This is a genomic window from Paenibacillus typhae (assembly GCF_900099765.1).
In the GTDB taxonomy this organism is placed as follows: Bacteria; Bacillota; Bacilli; order Paenibacillales; family Paenibacillaceae; genus Paenibacillus_AQ; species Paenibacillus_AQ typhae.
The window spans coordinates 166,567-192,293 of sequence record NZ_FNDX01000010.1 but is presented as its reverse complement, the minus strand read 5'-3'; the positions used below and the strand labels follow the sequence as shown (position 1 = coordinate 192,293).

At 51.0% G+C, this 25,727-nt stretch carries 34 protein-coding genes and 1 riboswitch; of the genes, 7 read left to right on the top strand and 27 right to left on the bottom strand.

Translation table 11 applies throughout. The features are described 5' to 3' along the window. Positions 1-308 precede the first annotated feature (308 nt). The 14 genes from BLR64_RS11830 to BLR64_RS11765 form a co-directional block, all read right to left on the bottom strand. Positions 309-707: a transporter gene (locus BLR64_RS11830; protein WP_090714350.1), complete on the bottom strand. Its 399-nt coding sequence runs from the start codon at positions 705-707 to the stop codon at positions 309-311. Positions 708-946: 239 nt separating this feature from the next. After that, complete coding sequence (locus tag BLR64_RS11825) at positions 947-1,903, bottom strand: NAD-dependent epimerase/dehydratase family protein (RefSeq protein WP_090714376.1); 957 nt, start codon at positions 1,901-1,903, stop codon at positions 947-949. Between the two features lie 116 nt (positions 1,904-2,019). Next, a complete protein-coding gene (locus BLR64_RS11820; RefSeq protein ID WP_090714348.1) occupies positions 2,020-2,550 on the bottom strand; it encodes a TetR/AcrR family transcriptional regulator in 531 nt (176 codons plus the stop codon). Between the two features lie 227 nt (positions 2,551-2,777). Beyond that, the gene (locus BLR64_RS11815) at positions 2,778-3,320 is read right to left on the bottom strand and encodes an O-acetyl-ADP-ribose deacetylase (protein WP_208607169.1); all 543 of its coding nucleotides are present in this window, start codon (positions 3,318-3,320) and stop codon (positions 2,778-2,780) included. 12 nt (positions 3,321-3,332) lie between these two features. Then, a complete protein-coding gene (locus tag BLR64_RS11810; RefSeq protein ID WP_090714346.1) occupies positions 3,333-3,680 on the bottom strand; it encodes a hypothetical protein in 348 nt (115 codons plus the stop codon). Positions 3,681-3,733: 53 nt separating this feature from the next. Beyond that, positions 3,734-4,537, bottom strand: a complete 804-nt coding sequence (locus BLR64_RS11805) for a hypothetical protein (protein ID WP_090714345.1) — start codon at positions 4,535-4,537, stop codon at positions 3,734-3,736. Between the two features lie 38 nt (positions 4,538-4,575). After that, the gene (locus tag BLR64_RS11800) at positions 4,576-5,199 is read right to left on the bottom strand and encodes a hypothetical protein (protein WP_090714343.1); all 624 of its coding nucleotides are present in this window, start codon (positions 5,197-5,199) and stop codon (positions 4,576-4,578) included. Further along, positions 5,199-5,834 carry an immunity protein Imm33 domain-containing protein gene (locus BLR64_RS11795; protein ID WP_090714341.1) on the bottom strand — a complete coding sequence of 212 codons (636 nt, stop codon included), beginning with the start codon at positions 5,832-5,834 and terminating at the stop codon, positions 5,199-5,201. Before BLR64_RS11795 ends, BLR64_RS11800 begins: the two co-directional genes overlap by 1 nt. A gap of 69 nt (positions 5,835-5,903) precedes the next feature. Then, on the bottom strand, positions 5,904-6,452 hold the full coding sequence (locus BLR64_RS11790) for a GNAT family N-acetyltransferase (protein WP_090714339.1): 549 nt from the start codon (positions 6,450-6,452) through the stop codon (positions 5,904-5,906). Between the two features lie 119 nt (positions 6,453-6,571). Continuing rightward, entirely contained in the window at positions 6,572-6,943 is a 372-nt protein-coding gene (locus tag BLR64_RS11785) for an iron chaperone (RefSeq protein ID WP_068725450.1), read from the bottom strand. 111 nt (positions 6,944-7,054) lie between these two features. Further along, positions 7,055-7,303 carry a hypothetical protein gene (locus BLR64_RS11780; protein ID WP_090714337.1) on the bottom strand — a complete coding sequence of 83 codons (249 nt, stop codon included), beginning with the start codon at positions 7,301-7,303 and terminating at the stop codon, positions 7,055-7,057. 105 nt (positions 7,304-7,408) lie between these two features. Next, positions 7,409-8,128 carry an AAA family ATPase gene (locus BLR64_RS11775; protein ID WP_090714336.1) on the bottom strand — a complete coding sequence of 240 codons (720 nt, stop codon included), beginning with the start codon at positions 8,126-8,128 and terminating at the stop codon, positions 7,409-7,411. A gap of 43 nt (positions 8,129-8,171) precedes the next feature. Next, complete coding sequence (locus BLR64_RS11770) at positions 8,172-8,840, bottom strand: hypothetical protein (protein ID WP_090714335.1); 669 nt, start codon at positions 8,838-8,840, stop codon at positions 8,172-8,174. Continuing rightward, a complete protein-coding gene (locus BLR64_RS11765) occupies positions 8,837-9,106 on the bottom strand; it encodes a hypothetical protein (protein ID WP_208607168.1) in 270 nt (89 codons plus the stop codon). The genes BLR64_RS11770 and BLR64_RS11765 overlap by 4 nt, the downstream gene beginning before the upstream one ends. 169 nt (positions 9,107-9,275) lie before the next feature. On the opposite strand from BLR64_RS11765, the gene BLR64_RS11760 reads away from it, so the two are divergent. Next, entirely contained in the window at positions 9,276-10,169 is an 894-nt protein-coding gene (locus BLR64_RS11760; RefSeq protein WP_090714334.1) for a PhzF family phenazine biosynthesis protein, read from the top strand. A 55-nt stretch (positions 10,170-10,224) separates the two neighbouring features. Here BLR64_RS11760 and BLR64_RS11755 read toward each other — a convergent pair whose 3' ends face one another. The 5 genes from BLR64_RS11755 to BLR64_RS11735 form a co-directional block, all read right to left on the bottom strand. Next, positions 10,225-10,584, bottom strand: coding sequence for a GIY-YIG nuclease family protein (locus BLR64_RS11755; RefSeq protein WP_068725603.1), 360 nt, complete (start codon positions 10,582-10,584; stop codon positions 10,225-10,227). Between the two features lie 40 nt (positions 10,585-10,624). Continuing rightward, positions 10,625-11,104 carry a DUF6530 family protein gene (locus BLR64_RS11750; protein ID WP_090714332.1) on the bottom strand — a complete coding sequence of 160 codons (480 nt, stop codon included), beginning with the start codon at positions 11,102-11,104 and terminating at the stop codon, positions 10,625-10,627. Between the two features lie 194 nt (positions 11,105-11,298). Then, positions 11,299-12,210 carry a haloalkane dehalogenase gene (locus BLR64_RS11745; RefSeq protein WP_090714330.1) on the bottom strand — a complete coding sequence of 304 codons (912 nt, stop codon included), beginning with the start codon at positions 12,208-12,210 and terminating at the stop codon, positions 11,299-11,301. 110 nt (positions 12,211-12,320) lie between these two features. Continuing rightward, complete coding sequence (locus BLR64_RS11740) at positions 12,321-13,133, bottom strand: ABC transporter permease (protein WP_090714328.1); 813 nt, start codon at positions 13,131-13,133, stop codon at positions 12,321-12,323. Further along, positions 13,117-14,154, bottom strand: coding sequence for an ATP-binding cassette domain-containing protein (locus BLR64_RS11735; protein WP_090714326.1), 1,038 nt, complete (start codon positions 14,152-14,154; stop codon positions 13,117-13,119). Before BLR64_RS11735 ends, BLR64_RS11740 begins: the two co-directional genes overlap by 17 nt. Before the next feature lie 242 nt (positions 14,155-14,396). Here BLR64_RS11735 and BLR64_RS11730 point away from each other — a divergent pair, with 242 nt between their 5' ends. Continuing rightward, entirely contained in the window at positions 14,397-14,924 is a 528-nt protein-coding gene (locus tag BLR64_RS11730) for a MarR family winged helix-turn-helix transcriptional regulator (RefSeq protein ID WP_244157681.1), read from the top strand. 7 nt (positions 14,925-14,931) lie between these two features. After that, positions 14,932-15,765 (top strand): DUF6544 family protein, encoded by an 834-nt coding sequence (locus BLR64_RS11725; protein ID WP_090714325.1) that lies wholly within the window; start codon positions 14,932-14,934, stop codon positions 15,763-15,765. A gap of 15 nt (positions 15,766-15,780) precedes the next feature. Here the strand turns inward: BLR64_RS11725 and BLR64_RS11720 are convergent, their stop codons facing one another. Both BLR64_RS11720 and BLR64_RS11715 read right to left on the bottom strand, forming a co-directional pair. After that, a complete protein-coding gene (locus BLR64_RS11720) occupies positions 15,781-16,326 on the bottom strand; it encodes a GNAT family N-acetyltransferase (protein WP_090714323.1) in 546 nt (181 codons plus the stop codon). A gap of 95 nt (positions 16,327-16,421) precedes the next feature. Beyond that, entirely contained in the window at positions 16,422-17,342 is a 921-nt protein-coding gene (locus tag BLR64_RS11715; RefSeq protein WP_090714321.1) for a ketopantoate reductase family protein, read from the bottom strand. Positions 17,343-17,513: 171 nt separating this feature from the next. Here BLR64_RS11715 and BLR64_RS11710 point away from each other — a divergent pair, with 171 nt between their 5' ends. From BLR64_RS11710 to BLR64_RS11700, 3 genes are all read left to right on the top strand, one after another. Then, positions 17,514-18,086: a TetR/AcrR family transcriptional regulator gene (locus BLR64_RS11710; RefSeq protein ID WP_090714319.1), complete on the top strand. Its 573-nt coding sequence runs from the start codon at positions 17,514-17,516 to the stop codon at positions 18,084-18,086. A gap of 96 nt (positions 18,087-18,182) precedes the next feature. Then, positions 18,183-18,764, top strand: a complete 582-nt coding sequence (locus tag BLR64_RS11705) for a LysE family translocator (RefSeq protein WP_090714318.1) — start codon at positions 18,183-18,185, stop codon at positions 18,762-18,764. Positions 18,765-18,782: 18 nt separating this feature from the next. Next, complete coding sequence (locus tag BLR64_RS11700; protein WP_090714316.1) at positions 18,783-19,565, top strand: AraC family transcriptional regulator; 783 nt, start codon at positions 18,783-18,785, stop codon at positions 19,563-19,565. Between the two features lie 51 nt (positions 19,566-19,616). Here BLR64_RS11700 and BLR64_RS11695 read toward each other — a convergent pair whose 3' ends face one another. Both BLR64_RS11695 and BLR64_RS11690 read right to left on the bottom strand, forming a co-directional pair. Further along, a complete protein-coding gene (locus tag BLR64_RS11695; RefSeq protein WP_090714315.1) occupies positions 19,617-20,498 on the bottom strand; it encodes an AraC family transcriptional regulator in 882 nt (293 codons plus the stop codon). 93 nt (positions 20,499-20,591) lie between these two features. Then, complete coding sequence (locus BLR64_RS11690) at positions 20,592-21,149, bottom strand: hypothetical protein (protein ID WP_090714313.1); 558 nt, start codon at positions 21,147-21,149, stop codon at positions 20,592-20,594. 231 nt (positions 21,150-21,380) lie between these two features. Between BLR64_RS11690 and BLR64_RS11685 the strand changes: the two genes are divergently transcribed. After that, entirely contained in the window at positions 21,381-21,668 is a 288-nt protein-coding gene (locus BLR64_RS11685) for a DUF2087 domain-containing protein (protein ID WP_090714311.1), read from the top strand. 97 nt (positions 21,669-21,765) lie between these two features. On the opposite strand, the gene BLR64_RS11680 is transcribed toward BLR64_RS11685, so the two are convergent. The 4 genes from BLR64_RS11680 to BLR64_RS11665 all read right to left on the bottom strand — a co-directional run bounded on the left by BLR64_RS11680 (position 21,766) and on the right by BLR64_RS11665 (position 25,634). Next, positions 21,766-23,190 (bottom strand): flotillin family protein, encoded by a 1,425-nt coding sequence (locus BLR64_RS11680; RefSeq protein WP_090714310.1) that lies wholly within the window; start codon positions 23,188-23,190, stop codon positions 21,766-21,768. Positions 23,191-23,211: 21 nt separating this feature from the next. Continuing rightward, positions 23,212-23,736: an NfeD family membrane protein gene (locus BLR64_RS11675; RefSeq protein ID WP_482194138.1), complete on the bottom strand. Its 525-nt coding sequence runs from the start codon at positions 23,734-23,736 to the stop codon at positions 23,212-23,214. 163 nt (positions 23,737-23,899) lie between these two features. Further along, positions 23,900-24,083, bottom strand: a riboswitch (cyclic di-AMP (ydaO/yuaA leader). A gap of 186 nt (positions 24,084-24,269) precedes the next feature. After that, positions 24,270-24,806, bottom strand: coding sequence for a polymer-forming cytoskeletal protein (locus BLR64_RS11670; RefSeq protein WP_090714307.1), 537 nt, complete (start codon positions 24,804-24,806; stop codon positions 24,270-24,272). Between the two features lie 51 nt (positions 24,807-24,857). Next, positions 24,858-25,634 carry an SDR family NAD(P)-dependent oxidoreductase gene (locus tag BLR64_RS11665; RefSeq protein WP_090714305.1) on the bottom strand — a complete coding sequence of 259 codons (777 nt, stop codon included), beginning with the start codon at positions 25,632-25,634 and terminating at the stop codon, positions 24,858-24,860. Between the last annotated feature and the right edge of the window lie 93 nt (positions 25,635-25,727).

Genomic DNA, 25,727 nt, shown 5'->3' with positions numbered 1-25,727 from the left:
CCCCTCATCTATCTGCCACATTTACATCCTGGAATTCGGGCAGTATTGGACTTTGCTTTGTAGTGCAAGCTCGTCCGTCCCAGCATGCCTTCTATGTGATTTCTGTTCGTCAGACCGAGGGTTTGCCTCCGGCTTCCTTCAGATTCCGCCTCGCGGCGGACACCCTTGCCCTTGGCTAACAGTTCCTACTGCCAAGCCTGTAGCGGACTTTCACCGCCAAGTTATCGCCCATGCCGGGCGCACAATAGAAACAGCCACTCCTGCCAGACCGGCAGAGGTGGCTGTTTTTGGATTCGGCATGTATGTCCCTAGAAGCAGGTATACGAGCTGATCCGGTTCAAATCAATGCCGAAGTAAGCCCAGGAGAAGCCGAACCATCTGAATCCGGCAACCGAATTACGTCCGACGAATACCGGGAAGAACCAGAATTGCTCCCCGTTGTTCAGCCAGACATAGGTGTTGCGGAACAGACAGCGTCTGATCCCGCCGGGATCGACGGCATAGGCGGTAGCCGTCATTTGCGGTACGAATTGCGGTGGTGGAGCCGTTGGTGCTTGAGCACCGCCTGGTCCGCCGCTTGGTCCTCCCCCCGGTGTCCCCGGAAATCCGCCTGGAAATCCCGGCCCTCCCGGTCCTCCTGGTCCACCTGGTCCTCCCGGGAAACCCGGAAACCCTTGGCCGCCACCCGGCCCTGGAAATAATCCCATATGTGATCGCTCCTTTTCATTGAGTAGGCATAATCATCATATGCATTTGCGGAGAGGGCGACTGGGCGGATGCCAATAAAACTCCGCGGGCTGCCAAAGCTGAGCTGCTGTGAAATAGGCTGGCGATCCGCGGAACGGCTTATAAGGATGGACGGCTCTTTATCCAAGAGGAGATTGCTTCGTACTTGCCAGTCTTACTTCTTTTGTAATTGATTGATCAATTACTTTTGTATAAAAAATCATTTCCTTTTCTGCAATTCCTGAACGGTCGCCGCAATACCAGCCTCAGGTCTGGTTGCCGGAATAGCCCCGATATGGCGTTGATACTTCTCTCCGCTTAAGCGTAGCGGTTCTTCCGTTAAGTACAGCATCTCAACCACTTCCTTCATGACGGGAACGATTAATCCGAGCAGCGACAATCCAACCTTTTTAAGGGCAATAACGGGCTTATTCGTGCCGCTTGCCTGTTTAGCAATGCGGACAATCTCACGGCCGGAGATAATGTCCGAACCAGGGATATTCCAGTTCTGCCCATAAGCCTGCTCGCTAGCCGCGAGCTCCACAATCATCATAGCCGCATCAGGCAGATATACATATTCACGCGGCGTATTCATATTCCCTACGAAAAAGGCCATTTTCCCGGCTGCAATTGCCTCAAGTGTTCCGCCCAAATATGAGGCTTGATTAGCGGTCGGTCCGTAATAATCTGGGAGGCGTACAATCATGGGGCGCGCATGACTCCATCTGCTGCTAAAGATCATTTGCTCAAAGGCAAGCCGCACTTTTCCCTTCTTCGTGTGTGGCTGTTTGGGATGCTCCTCCGTTACGCGATCCATTTGTCTTCGTCCATAGGGGTAAATACCATCAATGACGACAACCTTCAGACTCAGCCGGTCGGCCGCCTCCATTACAGCTTCACCGAGGGGAATCAGCTTGCTCTCCATCTCATTGTAAGGGACGTTCGCGCAATGGAATAATACATCCGCATCTTTGGCCGCAGCCGCGATATCATCTGACCGGAAGGCATCCCCGGTTGCTAACAACAGGTGAGCAGGATTGCCTAAGCCGCCTGCAAGCTCCTCCAGCTTATGGCGAGACCGTCCGAAGGCAACAGTCGGTATCCCCCGTTTTACAAGTTCAGATGCAATAACCGCTCCTGTACCGCCTGTAGCACCAATAACAATCGCTTTTTTCATCATTCTTCAACTCCCATTCAGTTTTGTAATTGATTGATCACTAACTTGTAATGACACTATATCACTTAGTTAGTAATTGATCAATAACTAATTTTTAAATTATGGCTTTCGCCATATTAAACTTCCCGCTCGATGAGTTCAGGCATATCAAGTGCCCAGGAAATATTACACAACATCCCCCTGGCAAGGAAATTAAACGTGCGATCCTCTGGATTCTGCAGCCCTTTCTCGCGAAAAGCACTCAACACGATTTGGCGTACTTCCCGAAAACCGTTACGCATTGCTTCACGAATCGCCTCCTCACGCATCGTCTGGGCTTGCATCTGCAAGTAGGTCTCGTTCATATAGGAGGCCAGAATTTCCTTGTATGCCTCAATCAGATCGCTCTCCAGCTGCTCAGGGGCTACTGCGCTTTCCACGACCAGCCGAAAGGATTGCTGAATCCGTTCCCAGGAAAGCTCCAGTGCGCTGAGCAGCAGTGCTTCCTTCGTTGCAAAAAAACGAAACACATAGGGCTGGGAAATTTTCGCCCGTTCTGCAACCTGTGCCGTTGTCGCGCGATAATAACCCGTTTCCGCAAACACCTCAATCGCTGCCGAGATGATTTCAGCTTTCCGGTTTACGCTGCTTTTATCATCCTTTGCCATAAATTCAACACTCCTTCTCTTTAGTTAGTGACTAATCAATAATATAAAATCAATCAAGTATAGCCTATTTAGATCATCAATGCAAATGAGAGTGGTGGACAAGGTTTTAACCTTATCCAACCCCCTGGCGAAGATGGGCTCATAAGATGATTGGTTGCACGTCCTGGAGTATACTGATGTGAACTTTCCGATCCTCCAATGAAACTGAGTTGCACCCTTTAGACTGCTCAAACCTTCTCCAGTTCTTTTTTATACAGCGCAAAATTCTCTTTATCAAAACATACAAATACTATTCTTTTAATATTTGACTCGTTGTTTAATAGATATTTGGAAACCTCATCAAAAGCTATTCGGCAAGCCAAGTCTTTCGGATAATTGTATATACCAGTACTTATATTTGGAAAAGCAATACTTGTAACCTCGTTTAGTTCAGCCTGCCTTAATGAACTCCTGTAACAGTTCCTCAGCTTCTCTTCTTCATCATACACTCCACCATTCCAGACCGGACCAACCGTATGTATAACCAAACGGCATTTCATATTTCCTCCCGTGGTTACTACCGCTTCCCCCACTGCACAACCACCTTGCCTGCTGCGGATACTCATGCACTCTTCTAATATTGCCCTGCCTCCAGCTCTATGGATAGCGCCGTCTACACCCCCGCCACCCAATAAACTCGTGTTAGCCGCATTAACGATTGCATCAACGTCCATTTTAGTGATATCGCCTTGAGTTAGATGGACCATTGAGTCGCGAATAATAACTTCCATGAGTACCCTCCACTATAAGTTTTCCGTTAATATGGAATATTTCTCGAAACTTAGTACATCATCGATTGCCTTCCCATCAAAGTCCTGCATGTAATGATACTTGGCAATCAGGCTTTCTTTAAAATAAACGTTTATTGTCGTTTGTAAAAATTCAACCGGATTATCAAACTGATAGTTAATGACGAGTGCGATACGCTCATTTGTTAGCACTATTGTGGTGATATCTTCATTTCGGAACAATTCAAAATAGTCTTCAGGGTCTTCCCCTTTCCAAGTATAAATCCAGTTCCAGAAACTCTCTTTTGCTACCTCGAATGGTTTATTCTCATCTACGAATATTCTTAGCTCAGTCGTATCCAATCGTATTGCACCTCCAATTGCGTACAAATTTACTATTTATTCATCCTGGTATTTTAGCCCATATCAAAATGTAACCTTCCGTCTCGTTCACTTATGTAAGGCTGACGTTCTTTTATGTGCGTGTATTCTGGATATCTGCTCATTAGGTTGCGAAGCATACAGATAAGAACCGAGTGAATGGTTTTATCGTGTTCGCTGTTCATGACCGCACTCTTTGTTGTCAGCCATGGCATGATCTCCTCTTTATATTTGTTAATCTCTGATTCAGCAATTTCAAATGGCAGTTCAGAAAGGCAGAGCCAGAAATACCATTTTGCAAACCATGGGCGTTTTCTGTCTCCGGCATGACTGTTATAATTATCAATTCTGCCATATATCCAATTAGTCTCTTCAGGAGATACCGTTGCAAGAAAGCGTAATACAACAAGCGATGTATCAAAGCACTCCCCCGCTCCATCATCACAAATCCCAAAGCATGTGGTTTTCAGGCGGGTAAGCGTTTTATCCACTATTTCTTTTACATTAGGATTATCAGGTGCAAGGAGGCAAAGTAAGCGGATCATTTCAAGCTCATACATATTGGCAGAGAATATATGGGTTTTTGGTGTCTGATTAAAAATCGTTTTAAGCTTTACTCCATTATTATAGGGTGGAATAAAGAACACCGGATACATCTGACGCCCATGGCCGTCAATGTTATTAGGAAACTTGACAGCCTTATAGAACCTCATTGCCTGTTCTGGCTGAGTCAGTGCCGAGAATAAATGAACAACTATATTACATTTTTGTGAGTCAGATAGGCTTCCGCCTTTAATGAAGAAGTGATTTGTTTTTATCATAAGCTCGTATGCATTCATTTACTTTCAACACCCCCGGCACTAATATTTTTCTTTCATCACTTCCAAGGCTCTTCTCTCCAAACCTCTCTACGTGCCAGAAACAGCTTGTTATCATCATATGTATGGTAAAAAAAACGGTCATCAGGCCGGCCATACCGTTCAATGAGTTCCACAGGGATTACCGCAGCATCAAAAGACCACAGCTCCGCATTGTTGCCGGTAATGATCGCTTCCCACGGTTTTCCGTCGGTAACTTCACTGGTAAAATATACTCCGCTCTGCTGATAGCCGCCGGAAAGCTGCTTGATCAACTCCCACAGATACGGCTTAACCTTGCCGACCAGCTCACCTGTTATGTAATCTGCTGTAATCTCATCAGTCCAGAATAACAAATTAATCTCAAGCCATGACTCTGCCAGCTCAGGAAATACTTCAGGAGTAAGACCAACCACATAAGGCCTTACGTGCAGGGAAATCCCCTCAACAGGGACCTCCTCTGCATCTGCATTGCCTCCCTGATACATAAAGCCGTTATCCGCCAGCTCCCATTCAAGCCCGCTGCAGAAATAGCTGTTATCCAGGCCAACCCGGGAAAGGAAGGCGGCAAATTCCTTAAGGACACTTGTGTAATTGCCGGCGTCACACCTTACACAGGTTTGGATATGCGAATACTCAGGCATTATTCATTTTCCTCCAGCACCCAATCCCTAACCTCTTTCCATTCCCCGTCCCTGCTCTCCCGCTCAAAAGCGCTGCCGATCTCTCCCTTAAACGGCTCCAGCAGGCTGGGGTCCTGATCCATAATCGAATAGACATGCATGAGCCTCACATTCTCGGAATTGTTCAGATAGGCTTCATCCTCATCTCCGGCGAACAGCCGCCAGCCGCTGTCCTGTTCCCGCTCAGGCATCTGCCGGTACATCCAGTGCACCGCGCTGCCCGGCTCCAAGCATTTCTTGGAGACAAGTGCCAGCTTCTCGCCGACGGCCAGCCATAGCGGATCTCCTTCGCGGAGAAGGGTCCGGGCAATATGCTTGGGTTCGAATTGCACCGTATCTCCAAGCTTCAGCGTCTTCAGAACCTCAGGAGCATTCGTCAGGATTCCCGTGTACTGGCGGCTCACCTGATCCTGGCTGGTAATTTCCACCCACATCCGTTCAGCACGCGGCCCGGCAGCTCCGGGATTCGTCAATACGAAATGTAGCCGGACCATTTTTCCGGCCTGCTGTGTGTTTCTTTCCTGCTCGGAGGGGATGAAGAACGTTTCCGGGTGCAGTAGGCTGGTTTCTTCTACGTTTTCTAAGATCCATTCCATTAGGCATTCCTCCTCAAGCGGTTATTACCCTATTTACCGTTTCTATCAGCTTATCACTTGCCCTTTATTTCAAAATTGTATGCTTGTAATCTTTCTGTATTCATGCTCCAGTATGGAATACAGATAGGAGTCATGCCATGCGCCTTTATGCCACTTGTGCTCCCGCAGATGGCCTTCATAGTGCATGCCGATTTTTTGCATCACTTTGGCTGAACCGGTATTGTCCGGCCGGCAGGTGGCGTAGATCCGGTGGAGACCGAGTGTACTGAAGCCAAGCTCAAGCAGCGCTGCTGCAGCCTCACTTGTATAACCCCGCTTCCAGAATAGCGGGTTGAAGCAGTAGCCGATTTCCCCCTGCCGGTGCTCAGTGAGATGAAGGCCGCAGCCGCCCAGCAGCTGACCGGTGTCCCGCAGCACCACAGCAAATTCATAGCCGCGGCGCGGAGACTGATTCTGAAGCTCTATCGTCGTGCTGATATAATCTCTTGTCTCCGCTTCCGTGTTCGGTCCCCAGATCATATATCTGGCTACCAGAGGATCTGATGCATACGCATGTACCTCCGGGAGATCTTCTGGCACGAATTCTCTTATTACTAAACGTTCCGTTTCCAGCTGCATGGCCGGTTCACATCCTTTTGATTATCTGATTAACAGGCTTTGTAATATTCTCTCAGAAATACAAAGAGGCCACAATGACAAGCATTGCGGCCGGATACAATATGATTGAGGCATCGTCATTATTTCCGCCAGAAGGTGGAGCAGTCTGCTTTATCCAGAATGTTAAAGTCGATTATTTCCTCAAGCAAGGCATAATCCACCGGGCTCCCCCATTTGATCCGCAGCAGCTGCTTCGTATGATCATAGCCTGCTTGTACGATTTTGTCCGAAAACCGGTTGATTCCGGCAATTTCCGGGGCCACCGCCAAATGCTGTTTAGATACGCTGAAGCCAATAATAAAGGTACCGTGATCGGTGTACATGGGCTGATTCCAGGCCATCCTGGGCTCCAGACCCGGGAACTTCTCCGCAACCCAGTTCAATACTTCCTCCGTCCGGGTACGGTGCTCTGGGTTGTTAATTCCCTCCAGATACTCTGCAAAAACCTCCATACCAGCCCTCCTGTCTCTTTAGCAACCAGTTTAATTGGATATAACTATATCGGATACAAAAGGGTTAGTCAAAGCAGCTGCCCCGTGTCAAAAGCAGATTTTATTGCAGGCTCAGTTCAAATCCTTGCTCTTGACCGTAAAGCCGCGCACCTTCATCCACTTTCCGCCAACGGACTCATCGACCGATCCGTTTTTGGTCCGGACACAGAATTTATGCGAGGTTCCACGGTCAAAGCCGGTAGCCTCATAGAGCAGATCATCGCCCGCCTGCCCTTTAAAATACACTTGCTTCAAGCCAAGCCGGCTTAACAGCTCCTGCTTTACACTTTCGATATATACCCTTGAATACTCTTTGGACATGCTTCTTCCTCCCGGGATGTTCATTCATATAAGTCTTTTATAAATAGTTATACCAGTCCGGAGCTTCTCCATACAACCTGTCCGTAAAGGAAATCAGCTCTTCGTTCACTCATCCCCGTCACTGAACAGCTCCCGTAACACCGCCTTGCGGTTCTCCAGAAATTGTCTTGTTATAATGTAATGCAGTGTGTCTTCGTACCGGATCTCCGAGGCAGGCTGGCTGTCAAAGTTAAGGATCTGCGCATCCGGGTAGCCAAGCAGAATCGGTGAATGGGTGGCAATGATAAACTGCGCCTCCTTGTCCAGATCCTTGATGATACGCATAAGCGACAGCTGGCGGGCGGGTGAGAGTGCAGCCTCGGGCTCGTCCAGCAGGTAGAGCGCTTTTTTGCCGAAACGGTTGTTGAACAGGGACAAGAAAGCCTCCCCGTGAGACTGTTTATGCAGCGACTGCCCCCCGTAATACCGCAGACTCTCAGGCATCGTATCCAGATGGGAGGCAAAATGGTAAAAGGTCTCGGCCCGCAGAAAAAATCCGTTTGTGATCTTCGGCAGCCACGACAGCCGGATATGATCACCCAGCGCGGAATGGGCGGCATCTACCTCATAGGTATTGTTCCGTCCGCCGCCTGCCGTATTGAAGCCGCATTGATAAGCAATCGCCTCCAGCAGGGTGGATTTGCCCGATCCGTTTTCTCCAACAAGGAATGTAACATTGGTCTTGAACTCAACGGTATGCAGCTGCTTCAGCGCCGGTATAGAAAAAGGGTATCGCCCGGGATCAGGGACATTGTGGAGCAGCAGCTCCAGTCTTCGCAGAAACATGTTATCATCTCCAGCCTCTTTTGTTCGTCATAATGCTGAACGCTCAGTCCGCGCCGGTTGCTTCATAATACAGCCCATCCTGCTCCTTAACCAGCACGCCATCCTTAACAAGACTCATTGACTCAATATCCTTACTGGCCGGATAGCTCATCAGTGCCTGAGTTACAGCTTCCCGGTTCTGCTTGTTGCCTACCTGATATACAATAATGGAATCGTCTTCCTTCTGTAAAATCAGATCATACGTCCGGAATCCGGCCGTTTCAGCTTTACTAAGCACCGGATGCTCAGTCATCGTCTGCAGATCCATCCAGGACATCACCGAACGGTGAATACCTGATCCGTAAGAGTAGGCATACACAAGATCCCCGGCACCGTCACCATTCACATCATAGGGTACAACACTCGTTACCCCGCTGCCGCCAAAACCGGTCCCCAGTACAGCCGCTTTTCCGTCCGCCACCACGTAAGTCTCCAGACTGCTGCTATCCTTAAACAGCTGATGACCCGTCTCCTCCCATACATCATCCGGAGTAATGTCAGCCAGTTGGCCTGCAAGGCTGCTGCTGCTCTGATCCAGCTTATCCTCGACGATCGTCCTCGCATCCTCTTTAGACAGCTTTGCAGGCTTTGCATCAGTTGCACACCCTGTGAGCAATAGGCCGGCTGTCATCATACATACGCCTAATCCTGCGGCAGACTTTAACCTCATCATACTCTCACCCTCCTGATATCTTTATTGAACCAGTGAACATACCCGCAGCGGTCGCAGGTCAGGATATTCGCCGAACGGTTGGCGAAATCCAGATTCAAAAAGCTTAACAAAGCCGTATTCAGCTGGGCAAAGCCATGGTCAAACCGGTCATGCCGGCAATGAACGCAGATGACACGCAGCCCGTTCACCTCATAGGGTGCCGGACTCCGCAGCTCCTTTATATTTTTGGAAAATAGTTTAAAAAACCTTCTGGCTTCGTTTGCCACTGTGCAGTCCTCCCGTCAGTACGTTTTTGTGTTTATACGTCTCCTTAATTTGGAAGTTTCGCCAAAAGTCTCTTCAAGATGCTGCACAGCTGCTTACTGGTGTCTTGCAATGCACCCGGTATCCCTTTATTCTAAAGCTTATTGTTTATCACTATGGGGAGGCTTTTGCTTGAATACGATTCCATATTATATTGTAGATGTTTTTGGCGAAAAGAGATATGCCGGCAATCAGCTGGCCGTATTCCGCAACACTGCTGCTCTGCCGCAGAAGCTGCTGCAGACGATCGCGAAGGAGGTCAATTTTGCTGAAACCACGTTTATCGAGTCAGACGAGCGGGTTAACGGCGGCTATAATGTGCGGATTTTTACACCGGATACTGAGGTTCCGTTTGCAGGGCATCCGACGCTCGGGACAGCGTACATTATTCAGCGGGAGATTGAACGGGGGCTTGAACAGGATACGGGCGGCACCATTACTCTTAATCTCGGCGTCGGGCAAATTCCCGTTACTGCGGCGGGCCGGCATGAGCTGTGGATGAAGCAGAAACCTCCGCAATTCGGGCGGACGGTTGACCCTGATGTGATTGCTGAAATACTGGGCATTGATGCCGGAGAGCTTGAGCCGGATTATCCTGTACAGGAGGTATCCACCGGTCTTGCTTCCATTATTGTCCCGCTTCGCTCCCTGGAGGCTGTACATGCCTGCCGGATTAACCATGCAGCCTTTGAGGCATTTCTGGCAAAGGCGTTCCGCGCGAACATCCTTGTCTACTGCAAAGAGACGGTTCAGGCGGATCATGATCTTCATGTTCGTGTGTTCTGTGAGGATACCGGATTTCCTGAGGACGCAGCTACAGGAAGTGCGAACGGGAACCTTGCAGGCTATTTGCTGAAATATAATGATCTGGGCAGCAGTGAGCTCCGGTACCGTGTTGAACAGGGCTACAAGATCGGCAGACCCTCTCTGATTCAAGTCAAGGCTTCATTAAAAGACAACTCGTATGACATTAACGTCGGAGGACAGGTGCATCCCGTTGCCCGGGGCGAATGGTTTATAGACTAAAAGAACAGCCGCAAGGCTTCCTTTCTTCAAGGGAGCTCTTGCGGCTGTTCTTCATTTATCTAAGCAAAGGCTTGTTATAGCCCTTATCCTCATAAGGCTGCAGCTTGTCGAGCCAGTGCTTCAGCATCTGCTTGCATTCCCATTTGATATCGGTGATTTCATCCGCCTCTTTCTGCTCCAGCACCTCATAGGTAAAGCTGTCCGCACCAAGCTCCTTCCAGTCCTTCTGCAGGCCTGCATTGGCGAACCGTCCCATATCCAGCTGCATCTGCAGGGTGAACCATTTGTTCTTGAGGTTGGAGAAGGTGTCTACATAGATTTTGCCGCTGACCTTATTGGTAATCTGGATGGCTCCCATATAGGTCTTGATCTGTTTGAATTCCTCCTGCAGCTCCTTGCGCTTGCTTTTGTCCACTTCAAATTCCCCTTTCATTTGCTTAGCCTTGAGTCTATGCTTAATAGCCCATTTCCTTCAGCACCCGTGCCAGAACACTAAGCCGCTCGCCGATCATTTCGCCGTCCTCGCCAAGTGCCTGGGCAAACAGCTTGATATCATTGCCGATCATCGGGTTGTCGGTGCAGACCGATACATTCATGGCATCTCCCTGCAGTCCGATGCGGTCAATCTGCGGGTTCTCGGGATCATACATCTCGGGCAGCCGGTAGGCGTCCTGAAAATACAGGCTGCTTCTGCAGATCAGGATCGCCAGATCCAGCACCCGGTGCATCGGCAGCTCCTCCGACTGTCTGGACCACTTCTCTCCCGTATGTCTCCATACCTTGGCTGAAATATCGACCTTGCCCCGGTCATTCCATTGGGCCAGGCCCAGGGACAAGCCCTGGGCGTCCGTATTGCCGGCATACCGGCCGTCTACCTGCTCATAATTTTCGGACACGATCACAGGTTTATGTTTGAGGGTTGTTGGTATTTTCATGTTTGTACGCTCCAGTTTTAGAATAATTAGTTTGTCATTCAAGATTTGATTGAACGTTCGATTTAGTAATTTACTAATTTACTAAATTACTAACTCCGAACTCATAATACCTCCTCAATCCAGCATCTGTCAATCGCCATACAAAAAAAGGAGTGCTTACAGACTCTACGTCTGCAAACATTCCTTAGTTAGGCCTATAAAGGCAGAGCGTTAATCCAGCGCTGCAGCTCCAGACCGATCAGCTGCGGATTCTCCTCAGTCAGATGGTGGAAGCCCTTCCCTATCGGACATAGGGTGAGATTACTCAGATGCTCCCGGCACCAGCTGACCTGCGGCTCGCGGATTGTACAGCCCGGCTCGGCATAAAAGAGTAGCTTAGGCACATCAGAGCCGGTGAACCAGCGGTTGCGCTGTACAACTGCCTTCACAACCTCGGGAGGCTGCCCGTCAACCGGGATCTGGTTAGGAAATACCCACATCGGACGCCGCTCCTCCGGATTCAGGAAGGGCTCACGGTAATATTCATGCTCCTCTGCACTCAACTGCCGGTTAATGATGATGCTCGGCATGCCCTCGACGAACACGCTGTTGTCACGCATAAACGGCCAGCCCTGCCCGGGATCACGCAGCAGCTGGAACAGCTCCGCCGACTCAGCCGGCGTAAATTCCTCCCAGGATGGTGTCGGATACAAAGCCTGCGGCTCAAGCATCGCCACTGCCCGCACATTACCGGGATTGGCTGCCGCATATTCCAGCCCCACCGCCATCCCCCAGTCATGGCCGACCAGCACCGGATTAATCAATCCAAGCTGTTCAATGAATGAGCTGATATATTCCGCATGCTCCGCAAGCGTGCAGCCAAGCTCCAGCTTGTCCGATTTGCCCATCCCCGGCAGATCAACTGCTATGCAGCGCACATAGGGCGCCAGATACGGAATAATATTGCGGTACATATAACTCCAGGTGGGATTGCCGTGCAGCAAAAGCACAGGCGGACCTTCGCCCTCATCCACATAATGCAGGCGCACTCCATTCACCGTAAGATAGCGGGAACCGTAGGGAAAATCCTTGTGTACTGGAAGAGATTCAGGCTGACTCATATCCATGGCATAGACAGCTCCTTTTCCATAATCAGGTATTGGTCATCATTTGTACTTAGTATAGCAAAAAAGACAATCCTCCACTCTTGAAGGATTGCCTGCTGTTAATCAAAAATTTACGTACGGCGCATATAGGCGCGGACGGTGACCGGTGCAAAGACCGCTACAATAATTGCAGCGCCGACCAGGGAATAAACGAGGTCGGAGCCTGCTGTGCCTGCATTGGTCAAATTACGGACAGCGGTGACGAGATGGGAGATCGGGTTGATTGCAACAAACCACTGCAGCCAGTCAGGCATGGTATCAGCAGGTACAAAGGCGTTGGACATGAAGGTAAGCGGGAACAGCACGATCATCGAAATCCCCTGTACACTGGAAGCTGTACGAGCGATGACACCAAAGAAGGCAAAGATCCAGCTGATCGCCCAGGAGCAGCCGATCACCAGCAGGGCCGCGAGGACTACAGAGCCCAGCCCGCCTTCCGGACGGTAGCCCATCAGATAACCCATTGTGAAAGTCAGCACAGTAGCAATGGTATAGCGGACGGTATCAGCCAACAGCGCTCCTGCAAGGGGGGCGATACGGGAGATCGGCAGTGACTTGAAACGGTCGAATACCCCTTTTTCCATATCCTCACGCAGCTGTACGCCGGTTACAATCGAGGTAGTAATCACTGTCTGCACCAGAATCCCAGGGATAATGACCGGCAGATAGCTGACCACATCCCCCGAGATCGCCCCGCCGAAGATATAAGTGAACATCAGGGTGAAAATAATCGGCTGCAGCGTAACATCGAACAGCTGCTCAGGTGTGCGCTTGATTTTGAGCAGCCCCCGGTAAGCCATCGTCAGGGAGTTGCGGACCGACTGGCCGAGGCTGGAGCGATTTTTTAATTGGCGTTCTGCGCCCGGTTTAATGAATGTACTCATATTCCTGCCCCTCCGTTTTAGCTGTTTTATTTGCCGACTGTGCTGCATGATCCTCTACCCCGCGGCCGGTCAGTGACAAGAACACTTCGTCAAGGGTCGGCTTCTGCACGCTCATCTCCGACAAGGGAACCCCTGCTTCACGAAGGCCAATGAGCAGATCGGTTACGGCATCCGCATTGCCCATTGGAGCTGTAATGGTGGCCGCTTCCGCTGAAATCGCAGTCTGCACACGGAGTACACGCTCCACCGTCTGCCGGGCCAGCTGGATCTGCTGCGGATTCTGGACTCTGAGATGCAGCGACGAGCTGCCGATTGAGGATTTCAGATCATCGACGGTGCCTTCGGCAACCACCCGGCCATGGTCAATTACGGCAATCCGGTCGGCCAGCTGATCCGCTTCCTCCAAATACTGCGTCGTCAGCAGCACGGTCGAGCCCGAACCTACCAGACGGCGGATCGTATCCCACATCTGATTGCGGGTTCTCGGATCAAGTCCGGTGGTCGGTTCATCCAGAAAGATCAGCGGCGGCTGCGCGATCAGGCTTGCCGCCAGATCCAGACGCCGGCGCATCCCGCCGGAGAAATTCTTCAGCGGCCGTCTGGCCGCTTCACTCAGCCCGAATTCCTCCAGCAGGTCTGCTGCCTTGCGCTTGGCTTCGGCCCGCCCCAGTCCAAGCAGGCGCGAGAAAATCACCAGATTCTCTGTAGCGCTCAGCGATTCATCCACTGAGGCATACTGTCCGGTAACTCCAATTAGCTGCCGAACAATCTGCGGCTCCTTTACTACATCATGTCCGAAGATTCTGGCAGAGCCTCCGTCCGGTCTGAGCAGTGTTGCCAGCATGCGGATCGCGGTAGTTTTTCCCGCCCCGTTAGGCCCCAGCACCCCGTAGATGGTGCCGGTAGGCACCTTCAAATCCACGCCATCCACCGCGCGGTTATCTCCAAAAATTTTGACTAACCCCTGCGCCTCAATCGCTAATTCAACCTGCTGCCGAACCTTATTTCCTTGCTGATTCATTTGCCTCTCCTCCTGCGCTCCTAATATATAAGGATCTTAAATCCCTTATTTAAACTGAATGTAAACGTGTATGTATCCTTTCAGAACGTTCACTGCTGCCTCATTATACTCCCGCTCTCCGGCCCTGCTTAACAGTCTGCAAGACCATTTATATCTCCGCCTCGGGATGTAGTGACACCACACGGATTATGGAATATATTGAATACGTAACTAGTTACCTTTAAAGGTGGGGGATGAGCTGATTGAATGAGAATGAACAGCAAGAACAGCAAGAACAGCAAGAACAGCAAGAACAGCAAGAACAGCAAGAACAGCAAGAACAGCAAGCATATATTCTGGGGACTTTACTCATGCTTGCCAACCGGATTCAGGCACTGGGAGATAAGCTTGATGCGCAGATCACGACGAAGCAGTGGCTGCTGATCGCTGTTATTTTGAAGAGCGGCACTACCGCCCCTGCCTTGACAGAACTCGCTGTGATGACCGGAAGCTCCAGGCAAAATGTGAAGAAGATGGCGCTAATACTGGAGAAGCAAGGACTGCTGGAACTGGCTAAGGATGTACAGGATGCAAGGATTGTCCGTGTGCGGCTGACTGAGGCGTGTATGGATTATTTTGCAGGTAGAAGTAAGAAAGAGGAGAAGTTCATGGCAGATTTATTCAATGGCTTCGACGGAGAATTGACGGGCGGATTATTCCGCGGGTTAGCCGGACTGAACAGAAATATCATCCTGATGGAAGCCGGTTCGCCAGCTGATGAAAAGGAGTAGAAAAATCATGATTGTGCTGACTGTTACAATAATCTGTTTCGCGGCTGCTGTCCTTGTCTTCTGGCGGATTCCGTATTCCGGAACCAGGGCTGAGTTTCAGAAGCTGGTCTCAGGCCTGACGGACGGTGAACCGGCTGCAGCTGCTGTATTTACCCCAGAGGATTGGACGCCGCTCCCGCCACCGGTCCGGAGGTATTTCGAAACGGCCGGGTTTACCGGCTACCCTAAAATGTCCGCAATGCAGGCTGAATTCCGCAAGGTCAAGTTTAGCCTGGGTCCCGGCAAAGCCATTATAACAATCGGATATAATCAGGTAAATTCCGTTGCCCGGACGGACAGAATCGCTTTTATTGATGCAAAGCTGTACGGTATACCTTTTCAGGGGCTTGACACCTATGTAGAAGGTACAGGGGGAATGAAGGGTGTTCTGGGCAAAGCGTTCACACTCTTTAATCAGCGGGGCGCGGAAATGGATCAGGCCTGTCTGGTCACCTTTCTCTCGGAGGCTTTACTGCTGCCAAGTGCTGCACTCCAGAGCTATATCACCTGGAAGCCGATTGATAATCTGCACGCTGAAGCGACGATTTCCCGGTACGGCAGCACAGCCAGCGGCATTTTTACCTTCCGGGAGAATGGCGAATGCCAGTCCTTCACTACAAATGACCGCACAGCAGTCGGCATGGACGGCTCCAGACAACAGGTACGCTGGAGCGCGTATATGGATGATTACAGCAATATTGACGGCATCCGCCAGCCCACCCGGCTAAGAGCCGTATGGCATTATGATGAGGGTGATCTTGTCTATTTTGACAGTGATAATCTGCTCATAGAGTACCGCTAGGCTTCCCCCGGCAGTCTACACGTAATCCTTCACCCTGCACAGCCACACCATATGCGGATTGCCGGGACCCCAGTAGTCCTGGGCGGTTACATAAGGCTCACCGAACTTCTGCAGCCATCTCTGCTGGGCCCGCTTATAGCCACTGTCCAGACAGAACTGCTCGATTCCCTGTCTGTCAAGCCATTCTGCCATGCTGCGGATCAGCGCTGAGCCGATTCCCCGGTTCTGCAGCTGCGGGAGTACGTATAAGCTGCCCAGCTCGCCTACATCGTTCAGCCGGCCGCCGGTGCATATCCGTACTTCTTCACCGCAGGGCCCGAAGGATATCGTTCCGGCGGCTTCGCCGTTCAGCCTGGCCAGCAGCAGAAAGGTGTCCGGGTGGGCACGGGAAAGCGCAGCCTGGACTATATGATTTTTACCGTCGATCTCCTGGGCAATATCCTCCCGCAGATCCCCCAGCCCTTCCTGTTCAAAGGCATCCGTAATCGAAATCTCAAAAATCCGCGCAGCCGCTCCCCTGTCCCCGGCGGTCAGCTTGCTTATGGTCAGCTCATTATCCATTCTTGTCGACACCTCAAATGCAGATTAAGCATGTGCTTAAGCCTAGTGTACACAAATTCTCCCGGATTGTCGCCGGATTCTGCGTTCAGCCAGTCTTACCTTTCGCCGTTCTGAGCTACAAGCTCATCCCATACCGGAGTTGCCACCCCTCCCTGCTGCTTCAGCCGCTCAAAAGCACTGTTAAGCGCCGTAAGCTCATGTACTGAGCCATCGATCATCCGGGCGACCGGAAGCCTGTGATACAGCTTCAGGAACAGATACATAAGCCTATGGTAGGAACGGACTGCCTTTACCTGACCCGCCGGGACTACCGTATATCCCAGTGTCTCAAGCACACTGAAGCCTTCATCCATCGCCGTGATAATCTGCTGCAGCAGCTTCTTGTTCCGTGCAAGTATTTTCACATCGCCCTTAACCGCAAATGTAGCGAGGTTCATCGGCAGAATCGTGATAATATGGCTTTTCAGCCACGTATCGATATCCTCAAGGAAGCTTAGTTTATATTTGGTATGTGCAAAGGACGTAACCAGCATGTCCTGAAAAGGAACCGGTCCGTCCAGCGCCCCAAGCACCATCTGCCCGCCTGCGCGGACGGAGATCATGCGGTCTTTCTCCCGCCGTCCGCCGCTCAGCTGAAATCCGAACGCTATATTTTTCTTATTTCCGCTAAGCTCCTCCAGACTTCTCTGCGTATCATTCGCCTCCGGATTATTGCCCACCAGGACGATATTGCTGCTTGCATTCGCTGCCAGCACAGGCAGGACAGCCGGGAAGTCATTGAATTTCATCACGACAAAAATCAGATCATAATGCTCCTCCGGCTCTAGCGCGCTGATTACCTTCACCGGGTCGGTGGTCGTCTTAAGCTGAAAATAGTGGCGGATAACCAGTCCGTCCCGCTTCAGCTCCTCCGCCCGGCTGCCTCTCGCCAGCATCGTTACATCATTTCCGCCTTGGATCAGCACATGCGCCAGATAGCTGCCGAGCACCCCTGCGCCATAAACCAATGTCTTCATCGTCATCCCCTCTTTTTCGAACAAATGTTGTTTTTCAATCATTTGTCCAATATAATTCAGCTTATCCTTCTGTACAATTGTTAAAATCGGCGTAATTGTCGGTTACCCGACAGAATGTGCACAAATGTCCAATAACTTTTTAAATAAGCTGAATCAAAGGAGAACCCGAGCATGGACAGACGAGTCCGGAAAAGCCAGGAAGCCATCATGGAGGCCCTGATCAGCCTGATGGCCGAAAAGGAATTCGAGAAAATTACAATTAATGAAATTGCGGAGCGCGCAGACGTTAACCGCGGAACCGTCTATGCCCATTATACGGACAAGTACCACCTGCTGGACTTATGCATCGAGACCCATCTGGATCAGCTCATCGCCAGCTGCATGCCGCTGGAAGGGCTTAATGAACCGGCATATCCGACAAAAGACTCGCTGCTGCGAGTATTCACTATGCTGGAGAAGCATACCGCGTTCTACACCACCCTGCTGACAAGCAAGGGGGTGCCCGCCCTTCGCAGCCGCCTGCTTGAGATGATCTGCCTGGGGATCAGGCAGCAGTATACGGATCTTCAATTTCCCGCTGGAGTGGATCAGGAGGTACGGATACAATTTATGGCTTCTGCGACTGTCGGTGTGATCGAATGGTGGTTTACGAACCCCGTGTCCTATTCTGCCGAAGACATTACCGGGCAGCTGTGGGCGATGCTGGAGCAGAATCAGATGCTACCCGGCAAACAGCTTGTCTGAGGATTACGCCAGTCTGCTGCAATAATGTACTATAGACCGCCCCGCATTCCGGTGTACGATTCATGTTGACTGTTGACTACACATCAGGAGGTCCTCATGAATCTTACCGCTTTTCTTGTATATTGCGTCGTTGTCACCTTTACTCCGGGACCGACGAATATTGTCATCCTTTCCACTGTCCAGCACAACAGCCTGAAGCAGGCCATGAAGTATGTATGGGGAGCAACGCTTGCCTTCGGCCTTCTGCTTGCCGCTTCTGCCCTGCTGAACCGGATACTGGCCGGCGTGCTGCCCGGTGTTCTCACCGTGATGCAGGCCGTTGGCAGCCTGTATATGCTGTATCTGGCCGTTCAGATTTACCGGATGAACACAGCGGAAGCGCAGAATCACAATACGTCCGGCTTTGCCTCCGGCCTGCTGATGCAGTTTATCAACCCTAAGGTAATCCTGTTTACGCTAACTGTAATCCCAGGCTACGTCCTGCCTTATTACAGCTCTCCGCTTATACTCACCATGTTCGTCATAGTCATAACTGTTATCGGGTTTCTGGCCTTTATGGCCTGGCTCGTATTCGGAGCGGTCTTCAGAGCCTTCCTGCAGGCACACCGGCGGACGGCGAACACGGTTATGGCGCTGTTTATGGTATACTCGGCTGTAATGGTTTCGGGGATTTTTTAACGAAGGGAGGCGGAAGCTGTGGAGCAGTTTATTTACAAAAAATCAGAAGATATTCTGGCCCTATCCGCAAGCATGAGCGACTTTACGTACAAAAAACACTGCCACGAGGAATATGCGGTCGGTGTCACCCTGCGCGGCATCCAGCAGTATCAGCTCGGAGGCAGCTTCCAGTCCTCTCACCGGGGCGGCGTCATGCTGTTTAACCGCGAGCAGTACCATGACGGCAGCTCCTACGACCGGGACGGGATTGACTATATTATGCTCTATTTCCGGCCGGAGCTCGTGTCTGAGGCGCTTGGCGGCAGGGAGCTGCGCTTTGATACTCCGATCGTGTATGACCGCGGGCTGGCCCGGCAGATTTGTGCCCTTTCCGGTGCGGTCCAGTCCGGCAGGGAGGATGCTTTATCCGGTGAGCTGCTGCTCTCCCTCATTGAACGCCTTGCCCGGACAGCTGACGATACAGCCGCAAGCAGCGCTGGAATGGATAACCGGTTTATTGAACGGGCAAAAGAAATGATGCTGGGCAGCCTTGGCGATGTGCTCAAGCTGGATGAGCTGTGCCTAGAATTCGGCATGTCGAAGTTCCAGTTCATCCGCGGATTCAAGCAGCATGCCGGCATTTCCCCCTACCAGTTTTTTTTGAATTGCAAAATTGAACATGCCAGACGCTCCATCGAACGCACCAAAGATATTTATGCGGCTGTGGCAGACTACGGCTTCTTCGACCTGACACACCTGAACCGCCATTTCAAAAGCATGTTCGGCATCACAGCCTTTGAATATATGTCTCAGCTTAGCTAAAACAAACAGAAGCTCCCGGGAACACTGGTTACCCGCAGGAGCTTCTGCCTGTTACACTTCGTTTTTCTTTTGCACCGGAATCCATATTTCGCTCCGGTATGCCGGAGAAGCCGTATCCTTACTTTCATTCCACAGGATCTCCGGACCTTCCACCAGCTCATAATGCGAGGACGGGAACCATTCCGAGTAGATTCTGCCCCAGACATTCTGCAGTGTCTCCGGAAACGGACCTACCGCTTCAAATACTGCCCAGGTGCCTGCGGCTACCTCCAGCTGTGCGAAGGTATCCGGACATTCCAGCGTTGTAGCTACCCCGATATAGTGGTCCAGCTCCCCCTTTTCCTCCATCCGCCCTTCAGAAAAGTTAACCGAGGCGCTGATCATCCCCTGAGGTGTTATGTTGGAAAGCGCCTTGAGCTGGCCGATGAGCTCCATATTCAGGCTCTGCCACATGGCGGCAATCTCGGGGTTCACTCCTTCGAACACAATCGGCACCCTTTTGTGCAGACCTGCTATACAGAACGCTTCCTTTTCTTCAATCCGGTAATTCATTTCGTTTCCTCCTCTGACCGTTAATTGGAACGTCATCCGGGGAAAGGCCTTCAGCGGCTGTCCATTTAATCTGGCTTCTGAAGGGGTAACACCGTGAAACAGCTGAAACGCCTTGGTGAATGCATCGGGCGAGCTGTACCCGTAGGTTACAGCAATATCAATGATGCGCAGCGGGCTGTGCTGCAGATCGAATGCAGCCAAAGTAAGCCGTCTGCGGCGCACATATTCAGAGAGCGGAATTCCTGCCAAAAAGGAGAACATCCGTTTAAAATGATATTCCGAGCACATGGCCAGCCTCGCTGCTTCCCTGTAATTAATTTCGCCCGCCAGCTGTCCTTCAATATATCCGAGCGCCTTGTTCATTTCCTCCAGCAGATTCATTTGCCAGCCTCCTTTCCTTGAATCCAGAGTAACAAAAAGCTTCCGCTGCGCTCCGACAGTTCGTGCACAGAATTGACGGATTCACAGCTCCTGTCATTGGGACACTTCGGGTTCCTGCAGGGAAATGGTGTTCAGAATATCAATGAACTGCTGCTTGCTCTTGAGGTCTTTATCCAGATTCGTAAAATCGAGAATATAGATCACTTTATCCTGAATCGAAACAACTCCGTAATAGGTATTATGAGTTCCGGTTATACCGGACGCAGCTGGCCCGTTATCGGCATCAAGGGTAATTAACCGGCAGTCTCCGGCTGGAAGCTGAATCGTCTCATCGTTAATTACCGAGCTGTGATTAGGCAGCGCATGCTTAAATTCATAGTTAGCCTCATAGGGACTTGAAGAAATTCTTCCTGAAGCCTCCCCCCGCTCATTTATCATCAGGTAGTTTAGCTTGTCCCCTTTATCAAGCTCCCACCCGGAAGGCAGCTCAATAACAAGGGAAGACAAGTCATAGGCAGGAATGTCCGCGGCTGCAGCAACAGTTTCCTGACTGTTGGCCTGGACATCTTCATCTGTTCCGCTGATAAAACATCCGGTAAGGGTAAACAGCAAAGAAACGGTTACAATGATTGTTTTACTCACTCTTGGCATTAAGCACTCATCCTCCACGGCTTGTTCAACTGATCCTGTTATGCTCCCAAGCATTATATTGGATCATATAGAAATATTATCACATAGGAATTACTGCAGTGCAGCGTCAAATAGCGAAGATTACCAAACAATTGCTCACCAGCCCGGGACGGACAACTTTCAGTTGCAATCTAATTAGATATATATATAATTAGACTATGTTCGAATATTATATTATGGAGGTAACAGATCATGAAAAGTAAACTGGATAATTTTCTGGACACCGACCGGAAGCTGCGCAGCTGGCCGGCCAAACGCACCAATCAAAGAATTGTCATCGAGTATTTGAGCACGAATTTTTCGGAGAATGTGGAGTATACAGAAGCTGAAGTCAATGAGATCATAAAGGACAACCACACCTTCAACGACCACTGCTTCCTGAGAAGAGAGCTGGTGGAAAACCGGCTGCTGGGAAGAACCGGCGACGGGAGCAGGTATTGGAAAATTCCGCAGCAGGCAGACCATACCCCGACGGATTAGGCTTGCGCTTATCCTGCCGCTGCCGCTTTCCGGCAAGACAAACCAGCCCCGCACATCGCATCCTTTACGTTGCTGCATGGGGCTGGTTTATAAATCATTATTCGGATTCGCGATTGCGGCCGAGCAATCCGCCGAGCGCCTCGGTCACGTCCATGCCGGTTAGAGTGCGGGTTAATTCAGGAACCTGGGCCATCATTTTGGCAATATCGCCGGTAATTTTGTTCACGCCGGCTGAGGCACCATCCTGGGAAATGACGGTAATCTTATCCACCTTCGCCAGCGGGGATGCGATTCGCTCAGCCAGCTCAGGCAGAACCTTCAGGAATTCCACCGTAAGCGCGGCCTGTGTGAACTGCTTATACGCCTCGGCTTTTTTCTCAAGCGCCCCTGCCTCCGCTGCTCCGGCCAGCTGCACGATTTCGGCATTCGCCTTCCCCTTTGCCAGCTCCGCTTCTGCCGTTGCCAGCCCGCGTTTGGTCGTCATGGCGGCTTCAGCCTCCGCTTCAAGAATCTGCCGCTGCTTGGCTGCTTCCGCTCTCATAATGACAGCCTGGTTCTCTGCCTCGGCAGGCTTGATCACCGTTGCCTCAAGCTCCTTCTGTCTCAGTCCCACCTCGATTTCACGGACGGTGCGGTTGGCTTCTGCTTCCATTTGCGTAATCTTGACCTGTTCTGTAACGAGTGACTGCCTGATTTTGTTCTGCTGCAATTCGTAGGCGAGGTCCGCCTGTGCTTTTTTCACTTCTGTTTCCAGCTTGAAATCCGCCTGCTTGATGTTCAGCTCCTTTTCAAACAGGGATTCCTTGGCACGGGCAGCTGTTTCAGCTTCAATGGTAGCCTGATGCGCATTGGCTTTGGCGATGGAGGATTCCTTCTCGGCTTCGGCCTGCTTGATCTGGATGTCGCGCTCAGCCTCTGCTTTGGCAATGCTGGCATCGCGGCGGATGCGTTCGATTTCCGGCACACCCATATTGTCGATATATCCTTTATCATCGGTAATTTTCTTAATAGTGAAGCTGACCACCTCAAGCCCCATTTTATCAAGATCCTCGGAGCAGGTTTCCCGCATCTTGCTGTTGATTTCGTCCGGTGTCTTGAGGATGGACTCTACACTCAGCTGACCGATCAGACCGCGCAGATGGCCTTCCACCGAATGCAGGATTATCGTCTCACGGTCTTCTTCCGGCCGGTCAATAAACTGCTCGCTGGCAGTCAGGATGGCAGTGGGGTCGCTTTTGATCTTGATCTGGGCCACGGCCTCCAGATTAAGCTTGATGCCCTGCCGGGAGAACATCGCCTGTGCCGGAATGACATCAAAGCTCATCAGCATCATGGAGATGGTCTTATTATTCTGAAAGCCGGGAATAACGAACGTCCCCCCGCCCTGCACCACTCTTTTGCCGCCGAGACCGTACACAATCATCGCCTGGTTGGGCGGGACCTTCTTATACGCGTTAACGATACTGAACACAGCCAGCAGGACCACTGCCACAATTCCCGCGGTTAAATAGAGAATAACCATCTGCTCCGACACTCCCCGATTTTATAATTGTGCGGTTTCCCTTTCAAAAAGAGTTACCTCCGCCATGCCTTTAACCACCTTCAAAATAATCACCCTGTCGCCCTTTGCAAGCTCCTGGCCGGCTTCGGCCCGTACACCAATAGATCGCATGGTCCCGTGCAGCACATATTTCATCTCCCCGGCCGTTCCATCCTCTGCGGCAATACTGATGTATCCGAGTTGTCCCGCCAAATCATAATCCGACTCATTCATACTGCTGTCATACCGGGTCATCATCCGGATCAGCACAGCATACAGCAGACAGCCCGGCAGCAAGGCAATTACGGTGCAGATCAATATTGCCGACGGCAGGTTCATTCCGCTGAACCGGACAAGCACATAACCCGTGCCGCCCCAGACTGTTACAGACACAATCAGCGGCAGCAGGGGCACAAAGCCGTGACCTCCGGCTCCCGTATGCCTGTGGCCCGTCAGCCCGTGACCGTGAAATCCGCTGCTGACGATAAGCACCAGCCCCGCCCAGAAGCACACAATAAATACACTTATGATGTTAATCCCCTCCTTTCTTGCAGGCGAGTAAAGATAACTGACTATAGGACGTTGTTATAAGAATTAAACTTTTATCCAGACGACGTATCTGCCTTTATGCGCAGCAAAAAGACCACAGAAGGGCAGGGCTTCCGTGGTCGGTTAAATGATCATGGCGCTCATCCTCTCTCTTCGAGGCTTACGGGGTTAGCTGACGGATTCGGGCAGCGAGATAGCCCTACCCTGCCCGGTTGATGTTCAACCTGCAGCAAGGATTCACCCCGGGTGAGCAGCAGCATCAGAACAATTCCGCAGTCACCGTTGGTTCCCCCGTTCCCTTAACCGGAATTCAGCCATTTGAGAACAGTTATATTAGATTCAGTTGCTGATTGAATCTTACGCCTGCGGCTGTATAATGTAAAATGTCACGAATGGCAAAAGAAGCCAAAGAATGCCAGCCCCCATTGAATGAAGGCGTATTCTTAGGCTCCGCTCTTAAGCAGCCGGCAATTTGCTCCTTGTTGCTCCGTTTTCCAGAAGGCCGGATTCTCCTACTTAATTCCCGTTGTTCCGGTCACCTTGCCATCAACAGCAGCTGACTCTTTTATAGCTTCACTGGCGAAGTACAAATTACCGTCAATGGTTGCATCCTTATACAGATTGAAGCCGTTAGCCTCTACGTAGACATCACCTTTGATAGTACCTCCCTGGACTCTGAAATTCTCGCTTTGTACAGTCACCTTCGGTGCAGTAAGGGTATATGTAGCAGTAATTTTATGATCGGCATCCTGTGCGTAGAGGGCAAGCTTGCGGTAAATCGCATTTTCGGCTGTACCTTTGTCATGGAATTCACCGGCCACCACAACATCCTGATCCAAGGTCAGATCGTTCAGGATTGCAACAATCCAGTTTCCTTCCGCACTGACCGCCTTAGTAAAAGCATCAGCCTGATTGACAATCGACGCCGAGGTTACCGCATCCGTCTGGGCTGCCGGTCCCGCTGTACTGTCCTCTGCATTATTATTTCCGCAGCCTGATAGCAGCGCTATTGCGGCACCCGCAACAAGTAAACTTCTGAATATTTTCATCGTAATAGCCCCTTTGCAGTAAAAATATAATATAGTGCCAAACAGCCTTTATTAAGCTTGTCGGTAAATGGGTGCACCCAGCGGTGCTGCTCCCGCTCCCCCGTCAGCGCTGATATCGGCACCCTGAATAAAGGAAGAATCGTCAGACGCCAGGAACAAGGCCACCTTCGCGATCTCCTCCGGCTCTCCGAGCCGGTTGAGCGGGATCGAGCGTGACATGCCGGCTTCCAGCTGAGCCCAGCCCTCAGGTGTATACTGGCCCCAGATTGGTGTTCGGGTAGCCCCCGGCACGACATTATTAACCCGGATGCCCTTAGGTGACAGCTCGGCGGCCAGTACCTTGGTCATACTGCTGATTGCACCTTTACTAGCCGCATAGGCTGAGCCTCCTGGTCTGCCTGCCCCTGCCAATACGGACCCGGTCAGGATTACTGAAGCGCCGTGCTGCAGATAGGGCAGTGCCGCTTGTACGGTGAAAAATACCCCTGTCACGTTCACTCTCAGCACCTCTTCAAACACGGACAGCTCCGTGCTGCCAAGCGGAGTTGAGCCGCTGATTCCCGCATTTGCATAAACAATATCAAGTCTGCCGAACCTTTCAGCTGCAGCTGCTGCAGCCTTGGCTGAGCTGTCCGGATCAGCCGCATCCGCCTGCACCGCAAGCGCAGATTCATTGCCCAGTTCTCGGACGGCTGCTTCCAGCGTGGCCGCATTTCGCCCGGTTATAACCACCTTAGCGCCTTCACTGACGAACAACCGGGCTGCCGCCAGACCGATTCCGCTGTTTCCTCCGGTAATCAAAGCTACCTTTCCATCCAGTTTTCCCATCTCTAACACTCCTTTTTTTGATTTATCGCTGATATGGCCCGCAGATCAGCGAATGATGCCTTATACGGGAACGATCATTCTAGATTATTCGAA